This window comes from Kitasatospora sp. NPDC049258 (genome assembly GCF_040678895.1).
In the GTDB taxonomy this organism is placed as follows: Bacteria; Actinomycetota; Actinomycetes; order Streptomycetales; family Streptomycetaceae; genus Kitasatospora.
Genome location: NZ_JBFAQT010000011.1, coordinates 15288 through 30928 on the forward strand (window position 1 = coordinate 15288; position 15641 = coordinate 30928).

Below are 15641 nucleotides of genomic sequence, written 5' to 3' on the forward strand. Positions count from 1 at the left end.
CTTCCGAACGTAGCTGATCCTCCGTCACACTCCGCCGTACGACGGTTCGTTCACCTCCCCTGTGCCGCGCTGCCGCACGCCCGGGCGCCCTGCCCCGGCTCCGGCATGCCCGCATCGTCCTGGAAAGGCCAGCACCATGCCCGTCGAGTTCCTCGGTATCGCCGCCACCGGCGACGGCTCGGAGACCACCGCCCGGACCACCGCCGCCTTCGACCGCGACTACACCCTGCGGCTGGCCCGCGCCCACGAGGACCACGGCTGGGACCGGGTGCTCTTCGCGTACGGCGCCGGCGCCCCGGACCCGGCCCCGGCCGCCGCCTTCCTCGCCGCGCGGCTGGAGCGGTTGCAGATCCTGCTGGCGCACCGCCCCAACGTCTCCTACCCGACCTTCGCCGCGAAGACCTTCGCCACCCTCGACCGGATCAGCGAGGGCCGGCTGACGGTGCACTTCATCACCGGCGGCAGCGACCACGAGCAGCAGCGCGAGGGCGACTTCCTGACCAAGGACCAGCGCTACGCCCGCACCCGCGAGTACATCGGGATCGTCAAGAAGGCCTGGACCAGCCACGAGCCCTTCGACCACGAGGGCGAGCACTACCGCTTCAACGACTTCGTCTCGGACGTCTTCCCCGTCCAGCAGCCCCGGCCGAACGTCTCCTTCGGCGGCTCCTCCGCCGCCGCCTACGCGGCCGGTGGCGCCGAGGCGGACATCTTCTGCCTCTGGGGCGAGCCGCTGGCCGCCACCGCCGAGCAGATCGAGCTGGTCCGGCAGGCCGCCCGGGCGGCGGGGCGCACCGACACCCCGCGGATCCAGGTCGCCTTCCGCCCGATCATCGCGCCCACCGAGGAGCTGGCCTGGGAGAAGGCGCACCGCACGGTCGGTGCGATCCGGGCCCGGCGGGCGGCCACCGACACCGACCTGGTCCGCCGACGGCCGGCCGGGACGCCGGAGAACACCGGCTCGCAGCGGCTGATCGAGTTCGCCGCGCAGGGCGAGCGCTACGACCGCGCGCTGTGGACCCCGACCGCCGCCGCCACCGGCGGTGCGGGCAACTCCAATGCGCTGGTCGGCACCCCCGAGACGGTCGCCGAGGCGCTGCTGGACTACTACGACCTGGGCGCCGACATCCTCTCCGCCCGCGGCTACGACCTGCTCGGCGACGCCATCGACTTCGGCCGGTACGTGATCCCGATCGTCCGGGCGGAGGTGGCCAAGCGGGACGCCGCCAAGGCGGCCGAGCGCGAGGCGGCCGCGGTCGCCGCCCGGGAGCGCGACCGCCACCAGCTGATCGCGGCGCAGGCGTGAGCAGCCCGCCGGTCGAGGTCCAGCAGGTGCTGCTCGGCGACCCGCTGACCGAGCCGCTGGTGCGGGAGCTCACCCATGAGTACGTCACCCGGTACGGCCCCGGCGGCTACGCGGAGATGGCCCGCTACCCCGCCGCGGAGTTCGCCCCGCCGCACGGTCTGCTGCTGCTCCTGCTGGAGGACGGCCGGCCGGTGGCGGGCGGCGCGTACCGCCGGTACGACGAGCACACCGCCGAGGTGAAGCGGATGTGGACGCACTCGGCGCACCGCCGCCGGGGGCTGGCCCGCCGGGTGCTGGTCGAGCTGGAGCGGGCCGCCGCGGCGGCCGGCTACCGGCGGATCCACCTGACCACCGGCCCGCGCCAGCCCGAGGCCAAGGCGCTCTACCTGGCCACCGGGTACACCCCGTTGTTCGACCCCCAGGCCGTTCCCGGCGCCGATCCGCCGCCGGAGGCCCGCCCGCTGCCGTTCGAGAAGCACCTCGCCGCACCCCACTGAGAGGCACCACCGTGAGACGCGCACTCCCCGCAGCCCTCGCCGCCACCGCCGTGGTGCTGGCGGGCTGCAGCTCCGCCCCGGCACCCGCCGGCCCGGGCGCCCCGGGGGCCTCCGCCGTCGCGGCGGCCGGCCAGGACGTGGTGGCGGCCGAGCGGAAGGTCGAGCCGATCGCGGCCCTGCTGCCGCCCGACGTCCGCGCCGCGGGCACGCTGCGCCTCGGCGGCGCCGGCGGCACCCCGCCGAGCGCGTTCTTCCCCGACCCGGCCGTCCACAAGGCCGCCGGGATCGACGTCGACTTCGCGGACGCGGTGGCCAAGGTCCTGGGCATCACCATCCAGCGGGAGGAGGCGGCCTTCGAGACCATCCTCCCGGCGCTGGACAGCGGCAAGTACGACGTGGGCACCGGCAACTTCGGGGTCACCACCGCGCGGTTGAAGACCATCGACTTCGTCACCTACATCGACGACGGCCAGGGCTTCGCGGTGAAGAAGGACAACACCGCGATCCAGCCGGTCACCGACCTGGTCCAGCTCTGCGGCCTGACCATCGGCACCGGCGTCGGCACCACCTTCGAGACCACGCTGAACAGCAGGAAGAACGTCTGCACCGACGCGGGCAGGAAGCCGTACGAGGTACGGGCCTTCGCGGACAGCGGCGCGGTGCTGACCGGCCTCCAGCAGGGCCGGGTCGACGTGGTGATGTCCACCATCAACGGCCTGCGCTACCAGGCCGGCCAGGAGGCCTCCGGGACGAAGTTCCTCGGCGAGTTCCACCGGCTCGACGTCGGCTTCGCGTTCAAGAAGGGCTCGCCGCTGACCCCGGCCTTCCAGGCCGCCGTCAACCAGCTGATCAAGGACGGCACCTACGGCCGGATCCTCCAGAAGTGGGGCACCACCGACTCGGCGATCACCCAGTCGCTGATCAGCCCGCCCGAGCACCCGTGATCCCGTGTCCGCCGCCGCCGGCCGACAACCGGCCACAACCGAGGAATCGGGCGCCATGACCGTCACCACCACCGAGCCCACCGACACCACCGAGCCCACCGACACCACCGCTCCGCCGCCCGCCACGGGCCCGGCCGGCCTGCGGGTGATCCCCGCCCGCCACCCGTGGCGCTGGCTGGCCGGCGTCGCCGCCGTCGTGCTGGTCGCCCAGTTCCTGCACGGCCTGGCCACCAACCCGGGCTGGGACTGGCAGACCTTCAACGCCTTCGTGACCGCCGACAGCATCCTGCGGGCGGTCTGGATCACCCTCCAACTCACCTGCTACGGCACGGTCCTGGGCTTCGCGCTGGGTGCGGTGATCGCCGCCCTGCGGCTGTCCGCCAGCCCGATCCTGCAGACCATCGCCTGGGCCTATGTCTGGGCCTTCCGGTCGATCCCGCTGATCGTCCAGCTGGTCTTCTGGTTCAACCTGTCCTACCTCTACAAGCGGCTCGGGGTCGGCATCCCGTTCGGGCCCACGTTCTGGCAGTTCGAGACCATGGACGTGCTCGGCGCGCTGGGCGCGGCCGTCCTCGGGCTGGCGCTGCACCAGGCCGCGTACGCCGCCGAGATCGTCCGGGCCGGGGTGCTCTCGGTGGACGCCGGCCAGCTGGAGGCCGCCGCCGCGCTCGGCATCCCGCGGCTGCGGCAGGCCTGGCGGATCGTCCTGCCGCAGGCCATGCGCGGCATCCTGCCGAACGCCGCCAACGAGGTGATCTCGCTGTTCAAGGGCACCTCGATCGTCTACGTGATGGCGATCGGCGAGCTCTTCTACCAGGTGCAGGTGATCTACGGCCGGACCGGCCGGGTGGTGCCGCTCCTGATGGTGGCCACCGCCTGGTACGTGCTGCTGACCACCCTGCTGTCGATCGCCCAGTACTACATCGAGCGGTACTTCGCCCGGGGCGCCGAGCGCACCCCGCCGCCGACCCCGCTGGCGCGCGCCCGCGCCTTCGTCCGCCAGATCCAGGAGAGCCGGCTCTCCACCGCCCCGGGAGGCCGTTCATGACCGCGACCATGGTGGACGTCCGCGGCGTCCACAAGAGCTTCGGGCGCCTGGAGGTGCTGCGCGGGGTCGACCTGCAGGCCGAGGCCGGGTCGGTGACGGTGATCCTCGGGCCGTCCGGCTCCGGCAAGTCCACTTTGCTGCGGGCCATCAACCACCTGGAGAAGCTGGACCGCGGGTACGTGGCGATCGACGGCGAGCTGATCGGCTACCGCCGCTCCGGCGACCGGCTGTACGAGCTCAAGGAGCGCGAGGTGCTGCGCCAGCGCACCCACCTCGGCTTCGTGTTCCAGAACTTCAACCTCTTCCCGCACCTCACCGTGCTGGAGAACCTGGTGGAGGCGCCGATCAGCGCGCTGGGGGTGCCCAAGGCCGCGGCCCGGGCCCGGGCGCTCGAACTGCTCGACCGGGTGGGCCTGGCCGACAAGGCCGACGCCTACCCGCGCCGGCTCTCCGGCGGCCAGCAGCAGCGGGTGGCGATCGCCCGGGCGCTGGCCCTGGAGCCCAAGGTGCTGCTCTTCGACGAGCCCACCTCGGCCCTCGACCCCGAGCTGGTCGGCGAGGTGCTGGACGTGATCAAGGACCTCGCCACCAGCGGCACCACCATGATCGTGGTGACCCACGAGATCGGCTTCGCCCGCGAGGTGGCGGACACCGTGGTCTTCATGGACGGCGGTGTGGTGGTCGAGCAGGGCCCGCCCGCCGAGGTGCTGGACCACCCGCGGCACGAGCGCACCCGCGCCTTCCTCTCCAAGGTCCTCTAACTCCAAGGTCCTGCAACAAACCCAACCCCCGAACGGAGCTCCGCCATGTCCCTACCCCGTCGCGCCCTCGTCACCGCCGCCGCCCTGTCCGCCGTCCTGGTGCTCGGCGCCTGCGGCTCGTCCTCGGACGCCACCGCCGACCTCGGCGGTACGAAGGGCAGCGTGGCGCCGAACGGGACCACGGTGAACCTGACGGCCGACCAGAAGAGGGTCACCACCGCGAAGGTGGACGCGATCGCGGCCCTGGTGCCGGAGGAGATCAGGAAGAGAGGCACCCTCCAGGTGGTCGACTCCCTGGGCACCGTGCCACCACTGGACTTCCACGCCACCGACGACAGGACCATCATCGGCGCCGAACCGGACCTGGCCTACCTGCTCGGCGACGTGCTCGGCCTGAAGGTCGAGCTCAACCCGGTCTCCTGGGAGAACGTCTTCGTCGGCCTGGACAGCGGCAAGTACGACGTCGGCATCACCAACATCACGGTGACCGAGGCCCGCAAGGAGAAGTACGACTTCGCCACCTACCGGCTGGACATCCTCGGGTTCGAGGCCAAGAAGGGCGCCGGCTGGAAGATCACCGGGCCCAAGGACGTGGCCGGCCGCACCATCGCCGTCGCCTCCGGCACCAACCAGGAGAAGCTGCTGATCTCCTGGAACGAGGCCAACCTGAAGGCCGGCCTCAAGCCGGTCGACATCAAGTACTTCCAGAACTCCTCCGACTACTACCTGGCGCTCTCCTCCGGCCGGATCGACGCCTACCTCGGCCCCAACCCCACCGCGGCCTTCCACGCCGCGCAGACCGGCGAGACGGAGGTGGTCGGCACCTACTCCGGCGCCGGCGACCAGGTGCTCGGCAAGATCGCGGCCACCACGAAGAAGGACAACGGCCTGGTCAAGGCGCTGAACGGAGCGATCAACGAGGTGCTGAAGAACGGCAGTTACGCCTCGGTGCTGAAGCGCTGGGGGCTCTCGGAGGAGATCGTCCAGAGCTCCGAGATCAACCCGCCCGGCCTGCCGAAGACAAGCTGACGACGGCGGCCTGACGAGGCCGGGCCGACGACGGGCGCCGGCGGTCAGCGGGCGGTGTGCGGGATCCGTTCCAGCACGCCGCCCGCGAACACCTCGTACAGCGGCAGGCTCTCCAGGTGCACATAGCCGATGTGGCAGTCGCAGACCGGCAGCGGGCACGGGCGCGGCAGCAACTGGGCGCGGTACGAGCCGTCGTAGAGGTTGCCCAGCGGCGGGCGCACGAAGTGGCAGCGGCGCACCGTCCCGTCCCCGTCCACCGAGATCACCGACTCGCCGGTGCGGCAGGGGCGGCCGGCGCTCGGGTGCGGGTCGCGGCTGTAGCCGAACAGCGGGTCGAGCGCCGTCCACCCGGCGGCCTGCTGATCGGTGTAGCTCCGGCCGTCCGCCGCGTTGATCCACAGGTAGACCTCGGGCGGCAGCTCGGCGCGCAGCCGGCGGGCCGGGGCCAGGTGCTCCGGCTCGCCGACCACGCCGACGCTGTACCGGGCGCCGAGCGCGGTCAGCTCCCGGCAGCGGGCGAGGAAGCGCTCGTGGGTCACCTGGCCCGGGTGGTAGGTGATCCAGAACGCCAGGGTGTCCAGATCCGCCTCGGCCAGCCAGTCGGTGCGGCAGCTGAAGTTGGTCTGGATCGCCACCCGGCGCACCTGCGGCAGCCGGCTCAGCTCGGCCAGGGCCCGCCGGTACCAGGACCGGACCAGGCCCTCGCCCCAGGGGGTGAACAGCAGCGAGAGGGTGTCGCCGGTCTGCGCCGCCGCCCAGGCGGTGAAGCGCTCCAGCGCCGCCCGGTCGGCCCGCAGCTGCGCCGGGGCGTCCCGCCGCTTGGCGAACGGGCAGTACGGGCAGTCGTAGTCGCAGGAGGCCAGCGGGCCGCGGTAGAGGATGGTCAGGTCCAGCGGCCCCGGGTCGCCGGCGGCGCCGGGCTGCCCGGGCAGGCCCAGGAAGACGCTCACTTCGCCTCGTAGCCTTCCATCAGGGCCCGGACCTCCGGGGAGAACAGCAGCGGCCCGATCGCGTCCGAGTACGCCAGGCCCTCCGGGCTCAGCGCGAGCCGCCCGGCGCCCGGCGCCAGCCAGCCGCGGGCCGCCAACTCGGCCAGCTCGCGCGGGAAGTGCTCGGCCGGCGGGCCGCCGAAGCGCTGCCGGTACTCGGCGAGGTCGAGCCCGCAGGCCTGCAGCAGCGACTGCAGCAGGTGCCGGCGGCGGGCCTCGGCGCCGCTCATCGGGTGGCCGACCTCGGCCCGGTCGAAGTCCTCGGTGGCCACGTAGTCGTCGATGATGCCGCGGACCTCGGTGGCGTTGACCGCGTAGTCGAAGGAGTAGTGCAGCCGGGAGGTGTACGAGCGGGCGCCGCAGCCGAGCCCGACCATGCCGTCGGTCTGGCAGGCGTACTCGCCGTCGCCCGCCGCGGGGGAGTCGAGCCGGCGGAACATCCGCATCGACACCTGCTGGTAGCCGTGCGCCAGCAGGTGGTCGCGGCCGGCCCGGTAGAGGGCGAGGCGCTGGGCGTCCCAGCCGGCCTCGGAGATCTCGGCGGTGCGTCGGCCGAGCCCGGTCAGCGGCCGCACGTACAGCGGGTAGAGGTAGAGCTCCTCCGGGCGCCAGGCGAGCGCGGCGTCCAGCGAGCGCAGCCAGCTGGCCTCGGTCTGGCCGTCGATGCCGTAGATCAGGTCGATGTTGAGCACCGGGAAGCCGGCCGCCCGGATCCGGCCGAGCGCCGCCTCCACGGCGGCCCGCTTCTGCGGGCGGACGGCCGAGCGGGCCTCCTCGTCCAGGAAGGACTGCACCCCCAGGCTGAGCCGGGTGGTGCCGCGCTCGGCCAGCACCGCCAGCCGGTCCGCGGTGCAGGTGTCCGGCGAGGCCTCCACCGACAGCGGCACCGCCCGCAGGTCGGCGCCCATCCGCTGCTCGGCGATGTCGCACAGCCGCTCCAGCTCGCCCGCCGTCAGGTAGGTGGGAGTGCCGCCGCCGAACGCCGCCAGCGCGAACCGGGCGTCGTCCGCCAGCGCCCGGCGGACGGCGGTGGCCTGCCGCTCCAGGGCGTCCAGGTAGGCGGTGGTCAGGCCCTCGGGGCTGCCGATCCGGGTGAACAGGTTGCAGAAGCCGCAGCGCACCTCGCAGAACGGGATGTGCAGGTAGAGCGAGAGCGCGTGCTGCGGCTCGCCCGCCCACAGTTCGCCGAGCGCCGGGCGCTCGGGCAGCCGCCGGTAGGCGGTCTTGTGCGGGTAGGCGTAGACGTACGAGCGGTACGGCCGCAGGGTCTCGGCGGTGCTGGTCATCGGGCGGGCTCCTCGGCGGTGTCCTGGGTGCGGCGTTCGGCGCTGCCTTGTGCCGGGCCATGTGCCGGGCCTTGTGCGGCGGGGAGGGTGAAGTGCGCGTAGGGGACCGTCCAGACCACCTCGTGGCCGATCCGGTGCCCGGTGTAGCCGTCCTCGCCGTACGCGGTGCCGTGGTCGGAGCAGACGATCGCGAAGCACGGGCGGCGCCGGCTCATCGCGGTGAACAGCCGGCCGATGTGGGCGTCCACGTACTCCAGCGCGGCGGCGTGGCTGGCCCGGGTGTCGCCGTGCTCGCGGGTGGCGCCGGGCAGGTGGAACCAGTTCGGCTGGTGCAGCGCCGAGACGTTGAGGAACAGGAACAGCGGCTGCCCGGCCGGCTGCTCGGCGGCGACCTGCTCGGCGCGGGCCACCTGGGCCTCGAAGGAGGTGGGTGAGGGCACGCCCATCGCCGGCTCCCAGTGGCTCTCCTGGAACAGCCCGGGCAGCACCGACCCGAGCGGGCCCTGCTTGTTGAAGAAGCCGACCCCGCCGATGCAGACCGTCCGGTACCCGGCCGCCGCCAGCGCGGCGGGCAGGTCGGGGGAGTCGAACACCCAGGTCCGGGATTCGGTGGACTCGGAGCCGGCGAAGCGGGCCGCGAACAGCCGCGGGTGCGGCCCGTCCGGGTGCGCCGGGGTGGGCAGGAAGCCGGCCAGGATCGCCTGGTGCGCGGCGTAGGTGAAGCTGCCGGGGGAGTGCCGGCGCTCCCAGCGGCCGCCCGGCAGGACGGCGGCCAGGTGCGGGATCCGCCCGGCCGCGGCCAGCTCCTCGGCGACGTCGAAGCGCAGCGTGTCCAGGGTGACCAGGAGCAGGTCGTGGCTGCCGACGATGCGGCGCATGTCGGGTATCTGTTCGGTCATCGGGCGGCTCCGGTCGGTGGTGCGGGGCGGTGCGGCGGTGGGGGCGAGGCGGGATCGGGCCGGCGCGAGGACGGACAGGACCGGGGCAGCAGGGCGGCGAGCTGGGCGCCGTAGGTGTCCAGCCCCTCGGCGGGGCCGCCGGCCAGACCGGTGAGGCCGGGCAGCAGGTCGCCGAAGGCGTTCACCTCGCCGACCAGGCCGCGCCGCCAGCCGCCGGTCGGCAGCACGTCCACCCCCACCATCGGCGAGTGCGGGAAGCAGGCCGCCGCCCGCTCGGCGACCGCCATCAGCTCCGGCCAGGCCGGGCCGGCCGCCGCGCGGGCCAGCTCCAGATCGCCGCGGGCGCCGCCGAGGTGCAGGTTGGTCATCGGATGGCGGCTGGTGCGCACCACCGCGTGGGTGGCCCGGCCGGCGACCACCACCACCCGCAGGTCGGCGGCGCGCTCCCGCTGCGAGGCCTTCGGCACCCACTGCTCGACGTGCAGCCCGTCCGGCGCCAGCAGGTCGACCACGGCCGCCGCCTCGGCCTCCGAGCGGTACCGGCGCACCCGCAGCGAGTTGTGCAGTTGCCCGTCCGCCAGCTCGACCGAGGTGGTGGCCTGCACCTGCCCGCGCGGCCCGAACTCCAGCGCCAGGACCCCGGCGGCGGAGGAGCCGTGCGCGGCCTTCAGGAACACCCGGCGCAGCCCGGCCGCCGCCAGCCGCTCCTTCAACTCGGCCCAGCCGGACGGGCTTTCGCCGCCCAGGGTGCGCGGCACCGGCACCCCGGCGGCGGCCAGCAGCCGGTGCGCCCGGCGCTTGTCGAACATCACCGCGATCTCCGCCGGGTCGGCCAGCAGCCGTGCGCCGGGCGTCTCCTGGACGGCCCGGGCCAGCCGCCCGAGCGCCGACGTCAGCCCCTCGTACCAGGCGGCGGTGCCCTCCACCCTGGTCGGTGCGTAGCCCTCGCCGAGGGCCGGGCCGCGCAGCAGCCGGTCCACCGCCTCGTCCTCGCCGGGCGACTCGATCCGCAGCAGGGCACCCGGGGCGAGCCGGTAGTCGCCGCGCAGCACGTCCAGCCAGGGCAGCACGGCCGGTTCGGGCAGCCCGGCGGCCCGGGCGGCGGCGGCGAACAGGGTGACCCGCCGGTGGCCGGGGTTGCCGACCACGGTGAGCCGGGGAGCAGTGGTCAGGGGAGCAGCGGTCAGGGGTGCGAGGCTGGTGCGGGCAGCGGTCATGGGGTACGGGCCCGCTACTCGGCCACGGCCACGTAGCGGTCCTCCTCGACCTCCTCGACCTCCGCGTCCGACAGGTCGACCTCCACCCCCGGCAGGGCCGCGACGAGGCGCTGCTGCATCTCCTCGCTCAGGTAGTGGTGGTGCAGGTCCAGCGACTTCAGGTGGGTGAGCGGCTGGCCCTCCAGCAGCGCGCCCGCGCCCTCGTCGGTCAGCACGCCCATGGCGAGCGCGAGGTGCTCCAGCCGGGCCACCACCGGGGCCTGCGCGACGGCCGCGGCGATGTCGTCCTGGTACTCGGAGTTCTCCAGCCCGAGGTGGCGCAGCGCGGGGAAGCGGACGCCGGTCAGGAACGGGGCGAGGTCCGCCACGGAGTGGTCACCGCCGTACTCGTCCACCCCGAGCCACAGCTCCAGCCGCTCCAGCGCGGGCAGGTCGCACTCGCCGACCGCCCGCACCACCTCGGCGGGCAGGCCGCCGGCCTCGAACCGCAGCGCCCGGAGCCGCTCGTGCCGGACCGGACGCAGCTTCAGACCGCTGCCGCCGCGCACCACCAGCTCCTCCAGCCGGGGGAAGGCGGTCAGCACGGCCGTCACCTCGGACATCTCCAACCAGGAGATCTCGCACTGCTCGTAGGTGACGTCGCCGATGAACAGGCCGCGCAGCGCCGGCAGCCGCTCGGCCGCCCCGACCACCGCGGCCAGCGTGCCGCCGATCGGCTCGTAGTCCTCGGCCCACCAGGCGCCGACCACCACGGCCCCCACCCGGGCGGAGTCGACCCGGTCGAGGAAGTCGAGCCAGGTGTCCTCGAACGAGGCCTTCGTGCCGTACTCCACCGATATCCGCCAGGCGACGGCGCCGGCCGCGGGCAGCTCGGCCGACGTGTCGGGGCCGGGGGTGAAGTCGAACACCGGCAGCCCGTGGAACTGCTCAAGGTGCCTGTTGACGGTCATGCGCTGCTCCTCGGGACGGGACGGGGGACCTGTCTACCAGGCCCGGGCGACAGCCGTTCGACCAGGCGCCGGCTACCGGCCGGTCACTCCGCGACGGCCACGTAGCGCCAGCTGTCGTCCGGCTTCCCGGCCTCGGAGAGGTTGATCTCCACCCCGGGCAGCGCCGTGGTGAGGCGCTGCTGCATCTCCTCGCTCAGGTAGTGGTGGTGCAGGTCCAGCGACTTCAGGTGGGTGAGCGGCTGGCCCTCCAGCAGCGCGCCCGCGCCCGCGTCCGTCAGCAGGCCCATGGCCAGGCCGAGGTGCTCCAGCCTCCCCACCACCGGGGCGTGCGCGACGGCGGCCGCGATCTCGTCCTGGGCCAGGCTGTCGAGCAGACCGAGCCGGCGCAGCGCGGGCAGCCGCAGGCCGTCCAGGATCGGCGCGAGGTCGGCGACCGTCGAGTCGCCGCCGTACTGCTCCACCCCGAGCCAGAGCTCCAGCCGCTCCAGCGCGGGCAGGTCGCACCCGCCGACCGCCCGCACCACCTCGGCGGGCAGGCCGCCGCTCTCGAACCGCAGGCTGCGCAGGGCCTGGTGGCGCATCGGTGTGAGCACCAGCCCGCCGTTGCCGTCCCAGTCCCCACCGGCGCCGCGGACCACCAGCTCCTCCAGCGCCGGGAAGGCGGTCAGGAACGGCGTCACGTCGGACTGCTGGATCCAGGAGATCTCGCACTCCTCGTACGTGACGTCGCCGAAGAACAGCGCCCGCAGCGCGGGCAGCCGCCCGGCGGCCGCCGTGATCAGCTCGACGGTCTCCTGGGCGGGCTCCTGCTCGTCCTGCCACCAGGCGCCGATCACCAGGGCGCGCACCCGCTCGGTGTCCACCCGGTCGAGGAACTGCTGCCAGCGCTGCTCGAAGGTCTGCTCGGAGTCGTAGTCCAGGCCGATCTTCCAGGCGACCTCGGCCGCGTCCGGGAGCGCGGCGCCCTCGTCCAGCGCGGGGACGAGAGCGAAGACCGGGAGGTCGTGGAAGTGCTCGGCGTGCTCGGAGATGGCCATGTGCTGCTCCTGGGAACGGGACGGGAAGGCCTGTCTATCAGGCCCCGCCGACAGCGCGACCGAGGGGGCGGCCCGAGCGGGCGGCACGGCCGACGGACTGTCAGCGCCTCGGTCTAGCTTGCCGGTAGTGGATCCGGCGCCCGGTCGGATCGGAGCGCCGGAGGCCTGATGTACCGCCAGGGTGACGTGTTGATCGTGCCGGTCGAGGAGGGCGCCGTGCCGAGCGTGGTCGCCGGGCTGCCGCCGCAGCCGCGCGACCCGCGCGGGCGCCTGGTGCTGGCGCTCGGCGAGGTGACCGGCCACGCGCACGCCGTGGTCGGCCCCGGCGAGCTGCGCCGGGAGGCCGGGCCGTTCGCCGCCGCCTGGCTCCGGCTGCCGGAGGGCGGCCGGGTGGTGCACGAGGAGCACGCGGTGATCCCGCTGCCCAAGGGCTGGTACCGGGTGGTGCGCCAGCGGGAGTACACCCCGGGCGCGGTCCGGGTCGTGGCGGACTGAGCAGCCGGTACCCGGCGATACGGAAACGGAGCAGACCGATGGTGGTACAGCAGCTTTCCTCGACCCGGGAGGCGGTGACCCGCTGGCGCGCGGCCGCCGCCGGCACCGGCCCCGCCGACCGCCCCGCCGTCGAGCGGGCGGTCCGGGCGGCGTACCGCACGGCGGGGCTGGCGGAGCCCTCGGCGGTGCTGTGGTTCGGCTCACCGCTGGAGGCGGCCGCCGCCGCGCTGGTGCTGACCGGCGCCGGGCCCGCGGGCGCGGTGCCCGGGCCGCCGGCCGACCGGTTGGCCGCGGCCGGCGTGCGGCCGGGCGGCGCCGTCAGCGTGCGCGAGGCGGTCCGGACCGCCCCCTGGGAGGCCGCCCGCCGCCGGGTGCACACCGAGCTGGGCGCATCGGGCTGGGCCGAGCTGTGGGCGCTGACCGGCGCCGAGCTCTGGCCGCAGACCCGCGCGCTGTCCGGCCGGATCCGGGACGCGGTGCTCGACCGGCTGGCCCCGGAGCCCGGCGCGGACGAGGAGCGCGAGGCCTGGGAGCGCGCCGCCGCCGCCCGGACCGCCGCCCGCCTGGTCCTGCTGGACGCGGCGGGCGGCCCGCACGACGCGCCCTGGCTGGCGGCCTTCGACGCGGCCGGCGATCTCGGCCCGCTGGCGCCGCTCGCCGAGATCGCCCGGGGCGCCGGCTGGTGGTGGCCGTACGAAGGGGTGGCGCTGCTCAGCGAGCGCCCGGCCGAGCTGCACCGGGACGAGGCCGGCCGGCTCGACCGCGCCGACGGCCCGGCCCTGGCCTACCCGGACGGCTTCGCGCTGCACGCCTGGCGGGGGATGCCGGTGCCGGCGGAGTTCCTGGACGGCCTGGCCACCGTCACCCCGGAGCGGATCCGCACCGAGGAGAACGCCGAGCTGCGCCGGGTGCTGCTGGAGCACTACGGCTACGAGCGCTACCTGGCCGACTCCGGTGCCGAGCCGCTGCACCGGGACGAGACCGGGGTGCTCTGGCGGATCCAGCTGCCGGAGGACGAGCCGGTGGTGATGGTCGAGGTGGTCAACTCCACGGCCGAGCCGGACGGCACCTTCCGCACCTACTGGCTGCGGGTCCCGCCCGGTACCCGGACCGCCCGGGCCGGGGTGGCCTGGACCTTCGGGGTGTCCGCGCAGGACTACCGGCCGCAGCGCGAGACCTGAGGGGGCCGGTTGTCAAGGGTGTGGCCGCCTGATTCGGCACCCCGGTGGCCTGTACGGATTGATAGGAATTCGCCGAGCCGCACCCACTGGTTCGCAGGTGGAGGGGGTTGATATACCTCGGACGCATAGGACGGGGGAGGTCTGTGGCCTCCCCCGTCGAGATGCGACGAACCAGGTGGTGATGGTCAGTGAAGCTTCTCCGTGTGGGCCCTGTGGGCGCCGAGCGTCCGGTCGTGCTGGGCCGGGACGGCGCCGCGTACGACCTCTCCGGCCGCGCTGCGGACATCGACGGCGCCTTCCTCGCCGGCCTGGACCGGGTCGCGCTGGCGGCCGCCGTCGAGGCGGGCGAGCTGCCCCGGACGGACCTCGCGGGGCAGCGCGTCGGGGCCCCGGTGGCCCGGCCCGGCAAGGTGGTCGGGATCGGTCTGAACTACCGCGACCACGCCGCGGAGGCGGGCGCCCCGCTCCCCGAGGAGCCGGTGGTCTTCCTGAAGCCGAGCAACACGGTGGTCGGCCCCGAGGACGAGGTGCTGGTGCCGCGCGGCAGCGAGAAGACCGACTACGAGGTCGAGCTCGCCGTGGTGATCGGCCGGACGGCCCGGTACCTGGAAAGCCACCGGGAGGCCGCCGAGGTGATCGCCGGCTACGCGGCGGTCAACGACGTGACCGAGCGGGCGTTCCAGTTCGAGCGCGGTGGCCAGTGGGACAAGGGCAAGTCGGCCGAGACCTTCACCCCGCTCGGCCCCTGGCTGGTCACCCCGGACGAGGTCGCCGACCCGCAGGCGCTCGGCCTGCGGCTGTGGGTCAACGGGCAGCTGCGGCAGGACGGCAACACCGCCCAGATGGTCTTCCCGGTGCTGGAGATCGTCCGCTACCTCAGCCACTTCATGGTGCTCGAACCGGGCGACGTGATCATCACCGGCACCCCGGCCGGGGTCACCCTGGGCCACCCCGGCACCCCGTTCCTGCGCCCGTCCGACGTGGTCGAGCTGGAGGTCGAGGGCCTAGGCCGGCAGCGCCAGGTGCTCGGCAAGGCCTGACCGGCCCACCCGCCGCACCCGCCGCCACGCCGCGGCGGCCACCGCGGCCGACCCGACCCGGGCACGGGGTCGGGTCCCCCCGCACCGGGTCTACGCCTGCGCCCCGTCCGTCTCCTGCGCCCCACCGGCCTCCTGCGCCGCGCCCGCCGCCGGCAGCCCCCGCAGCCGCGCCAGCAGCACGTCCGCCGGGCCGCCCGGCACCTCCAGCGCCAGCACCCCGGCCAGCATCCGGGCGGTCTGCGGATCATGTCCCGCGGTGGCCGCGCTCATCGCCACGAACTGGTCGACCAGCCAGTCCCGCAGCGCGTCGGGCGGGATCTGCCGCCCCTCGTCCAGCCAGCTCAGCGCCGAGGCCTCCACCACCGAGATCCACGAGCGCACCAGCAGGGTCAGCCGGGGCCCCGGCTCCCGCACCCCCAGGTGGCGCAGGGTGCGCCTGAGCGCCGCCCGCCGCACCTCGTCCACGATCGCCGTGGTCCGCGCCGTCTCCACCACCGAGCCGCCGCGCAGCAGCGCCCCGTACCCGGCGTCGTGCTCGGCGACGAAGTCGAAGTAGCGGTCCAGCACCGCCGCCAGCTGCTCGGTCGGCGTGCCCCGGGCCGGCACCCGGAACCGGCCGGTCAGCTCCTCGGCCGCGGTCCGCAGCGCGGCCTCGTACAGCTGCTGCTTCCCGCCGGCGAAGTACCGGTAGACCAGCGGGCGGGAGGCGCCGGCGGCCTCGGCCACGTCGTCCAGGCTGACCTCCTCCGGCGGCCGCGAGCCGAACAGCTCCAGCGCGACGGCGATCAGCTGCTCGCGGCGCTGCTGCACCGGCAGCCGGCGGTACCCGGCCCGCCGCGGGCGCTCGCCGGCATCGGGCTGGGGGTCCAGGGGGGCGTCCGGGGAGGCGGGGGATGCTGCGCGCGCTGCCATGCCGGTCAGCGTAATCGCCCGGAGGCCCCCGCGGAGGGGGCCGGAGCCCG

Annotated in this window: 16 protein-coding genes; 9 read left to right on the top strand and 7 right to left on the bottom strand. The window is 74.5% G+C overall.

The window, feature by feature from the left end; genetic code table 11:
- Nucleotides 1-136: 136 nt before the first annotated feature.
- The 6 genes from AB0K43_RS11965 to AB0K43_RS11990 are packed head-to-tail and all read left to right on the top strand — an operon-like array spanning nt 137 to nt 5585.
- Nucleotides 137-1306, top strand: a complete 1170-nt coding sequence (locus tag AB0K43_RS11965) for an LLM class flavin-dependent oxidoreductase (protein WP_363638536.1) — start codon at nt 137-139, stop codon at nt 1304-1306.
- Entirely contained in the window at nt 1303-1803 is a 501-nt protein-coding gene (locus tag AB0K43_RS11970) for a GNAT family N-acetyltransferase (protein ID WP_363638538.1), read from the top strand. The genes AB0K43_RS11965 and AB0K43_RS11970 overlap by 4 nt, the downstream gene beginning before the upstream one ends.
- 11 nt (nt 1804-1814) lie before the next feature.
- Nucleotides 1815-2747 carry an ABC transporter substrate-binding protein gene (locus tag AB0K43_RS11975; protein ID WP_363638540.1) on the top strand — a complete coding sequence of 311 codons (933 nt, stop codon included), beginning with the start codon at nt 1815-1817 and terminating at the stop codon, nt 2745-2747.
- A gap of 55 nt (nt 2748-2802) precedes the next feature.
- Nucleotides 2803-3795, top strand: coding sequence for an amino acid ABC transporter permease (locus tag AB0K43_RS11980; protein WP_363638541.1), 993 nt, complete (start codon nt 2803-2805; stop codon nt 3793-3795).
- Entirely contained in the window at nt 3792-4556 is a 765-nt protein-coding gene (locus tag AB0K43_RS11985) for an amino acid ABC transporter ATP-binding protein (RefSeq protein WP_363638543.1), read from the top strand. The genes AB0K43_RS11980 and AB0K43_RS11985 overlap by 4 nt, the downstream gene beginning before the upstream one ends.
- 45 nt (nt 4557-4601) lie before the next feature.
- Nucleotides 4602-5585, top strand: coding sequence for an ABC transporter substrate-binding protein (locus tag AB0K43_RS11990; protein WP_363638545.1), 984 nt, complete (start codon nt 4602-4604; stop codon nt 5583-5585).
- Between the two features lie 44 nt (nt 5586-5629).
- Here AB0K43_RS11990 and AB0K43_RS11995 read toward each other — a convergent pair whose 3' ends face one another.
- The 6 genes from AB0K43_RS11995 to AB0K43_RS12020 all read right to left on the bottom strand — a co-directional run bounded on the left by AB0K43_RS11995 (nt 5630) and on the right by AB0K43_RS12020 (nt 11963).
- Complete coding sequence (locus AB0K43_RS11995; protein WP_363638785.1) at nt 5630-6478, bottom strand: STM4011 family radical SAM protein; 849 nt, start codon at nt 6476-6478, stop codon at nt 5630-5632.
- 53 nt (nt 6479-6531) lie between these two features.
- Nucleotides 6532-7860: an STM4012 family radical SAM protein gene (locus tag AB0K43_RS12000; RefSeq protein WP_363638547.1), complete on the bottom strand. Its 1329-nt coding sequence runs from the start codon at nt 7858-7860 to the stop codon at nt 6532-6534.
- Nucleotides 7857-8738, bottom strand: coding sequence for an STM4013/SEN3800 family hydrolase (locus tag AB0K43_RS12005; protein ID WP_363638787.1), 882 nt, complete (start codon nt 8736-8738; stop codon nt 7857-7859). Before AB0K43_RS12005 ends, AB0K43_RS12000 begins: the two co-directional genes overlap by 4 nt.
- Before the next feature lie 17 nt (nt 8739-8755).
- The gene (locus tag AB0K43_RS12010; RefSeq protein WP_363638548.1) at nt 8756-9976 is read right to left on the bottom strand and encodes an STM4014 family protein; all 1221 of its coding nucleotides are present in this window, start codon (nt 9974-9976) and stop codon (nt 8756-8758) included.
- A gap of 14 nt (nt 9977-9990) precedes the next feature.
- Nucleotides 9991-10926 carry an STM4015 family protein gene (locus AB0K43_RS12015; protein ID WP_363638550.1) on the bottom strand — a complete coding sequence of 312 codons (936 nt, stop codon included), beginning with the start codon at nt 10924-10926 and terminating at the stop codon, nt 9991-9993.
- A gap of 83 nt (nt 10927-11009) precedes the next feature.
- Nucleotides 11010-11963, bottom strand: a complete 954-nt coding sequence (locus AB0K43_RS12020) for an STM4015 family protein (protein ID WP_363638551.1) — start codon at nt 11961-11963, stop codon at nt 11010-11012.
- A 168-nt stretch (nt 11964-12131) separates the two neighbouring features.
- Here AB0K43_RS12020 and AB0K43_RS12025 point away from each other — a divergent pair, with 168 nt between their 5' ends.
- The 3 genes from AB0K43_RS12025 to AB0K43_RS12035 all read left to right on the top strand — a co-directional run bounded on the left by AB0K43_RS12025 (nt 12132) and on the right by AB0K43_RS12035 (nt 14679).
- Nucleotides 12132-12458, top strand: a complete 327-nt coding sequence (locus tag AB0K43_RS12025; RefSeq protein WP_363638553.1) for a hypothetical protein — start codon at nt 12132-12134, stop codon at nt 12456-12458.
- 38 nt (nt 12459-12496) lie between these two features.
- Complete coding sequence (locus AB0K43_RS12030) at nt 12497-13639, top strand: DUF6745 domain-containing protein (RefSeq protein WP_363638555.1); 1143 nt, start codon at nt 12497-12499, stop codon at nt 13637-13639.
- A 188-nt stretch (nt 13640-13827) separates the two neighbouring features.
- Nucleotides 13828-14679 carry a fumarylacetoacetate hydrolase family protein gene (locus tag AB0K43_RS12035; protein WP_363638557.1) on the top strand — a complete coding sequence of 284 codons (852 nt, stop codon included), beginning with the start codon at nt 13828-13830 and terminating at the stop codon, nt 14677-14679.
- Nucleotides 14680-14769: 90 nt separating this feature from the next.
- On the opposite strand, the gene AB0K43_RS12040 is transcribed toward AB0K43_RS12035, so the two are convergent.
- Entirely contained in the window at nt 14770-15591 is an 822-nt protein-coding gene (locus tag AB0K43_RS12040) for a TetR/AcrR family transcriptional regulator (protein ID WP_363638559.1), read from the bottom strand.
- Between the last annotated feature and the right edge of the window lie 50 nt (nt 15592-15641).

Coding starts and splice junctions, on each gene's coding strand:
- AB0K43_RS12000 (WP_363638547.1), bottom strand. CDS start 7,860: ATGACCAGCACCGCCGAGACCCTGCGGCCGTACCGCTCGTACGTCTAC.
- AB0K43_RS12040 (WP_363638559.1), bottom strand. CDS start 15,591: ATGGCAGCGCGCGCAGCATCCCCCGCCTCCCCGGACGCCCCCCTGGAC.
- AB0K43_RS11965 (WP_363638536.1), top strand. CDS start 137: ATGCCCGTCGAGTTCCTCGGTATCGCCGCCACCGGCGACGGCTCGGAG.
- AB0K43_RS11985 (WP_363638543.1), top strand. CDS start 3,792: ATGACCGCGACCATGGTGGACGTCCGCGGCGTCCACAAGAGCTTCGGG.
- AB0K43_RS12020 (WP_363638551.1), bottom strand. CDS start 11,963: ATGGCCATCTCCGAGCACGCCGAGCACTTCCACGACCTCCCGGTCTTC.
- AB0K43_RS11980 (WP_363638541.1), top strand. CDS start 2,803: ATGACCGTCACCACCACCGAGCCCACCGACACCACCGAGCCCACCGAC.
- AB0K43_RS11990 (WP_363638545.1), top strand. CDS start 4,602: ATGTCCCTACCCCGTCGCGCCCTCGTCACCGCCGCCGCCCTGTCCGCC.
- AB0K43_RS12025 (WP_363638553.1), top strand. CDS start 12,132: ATGTACCGCCAGGGTGACGTGTTGATCGTGCCGGTCGAGGAGGGCGCC.
- AB0K43_RS12030 (WP_363638555.1), top strand. CDS start 12,497: ATGGTGGTACAGCAGCTTTCCTCGACCCGGGAGGCGGTGACCCGCTGG.
- AB0K43_RS12010 (WP_363638548.1), bottom strand. CDS start 9,976: ATGACCGCTGCCCGCACCAGCCTCGCACCCCTGACCGCTGCTCCCCTG.
- AB0K43_RS12015 (WP_363638550.1), bottom strand. CDS start 10,926: ATGACCGTCAACAGGCACCTTGAGCAGTTCCACGGGCTGCCGGTGTTC.
- AB0K43_RS12005 (WP_363638787.1), bottom strand. CDS start 8,738: ATGCGCCGCATCGTCGGCAGCCACGACCTGCTCCTGGTCACCCTGGAC.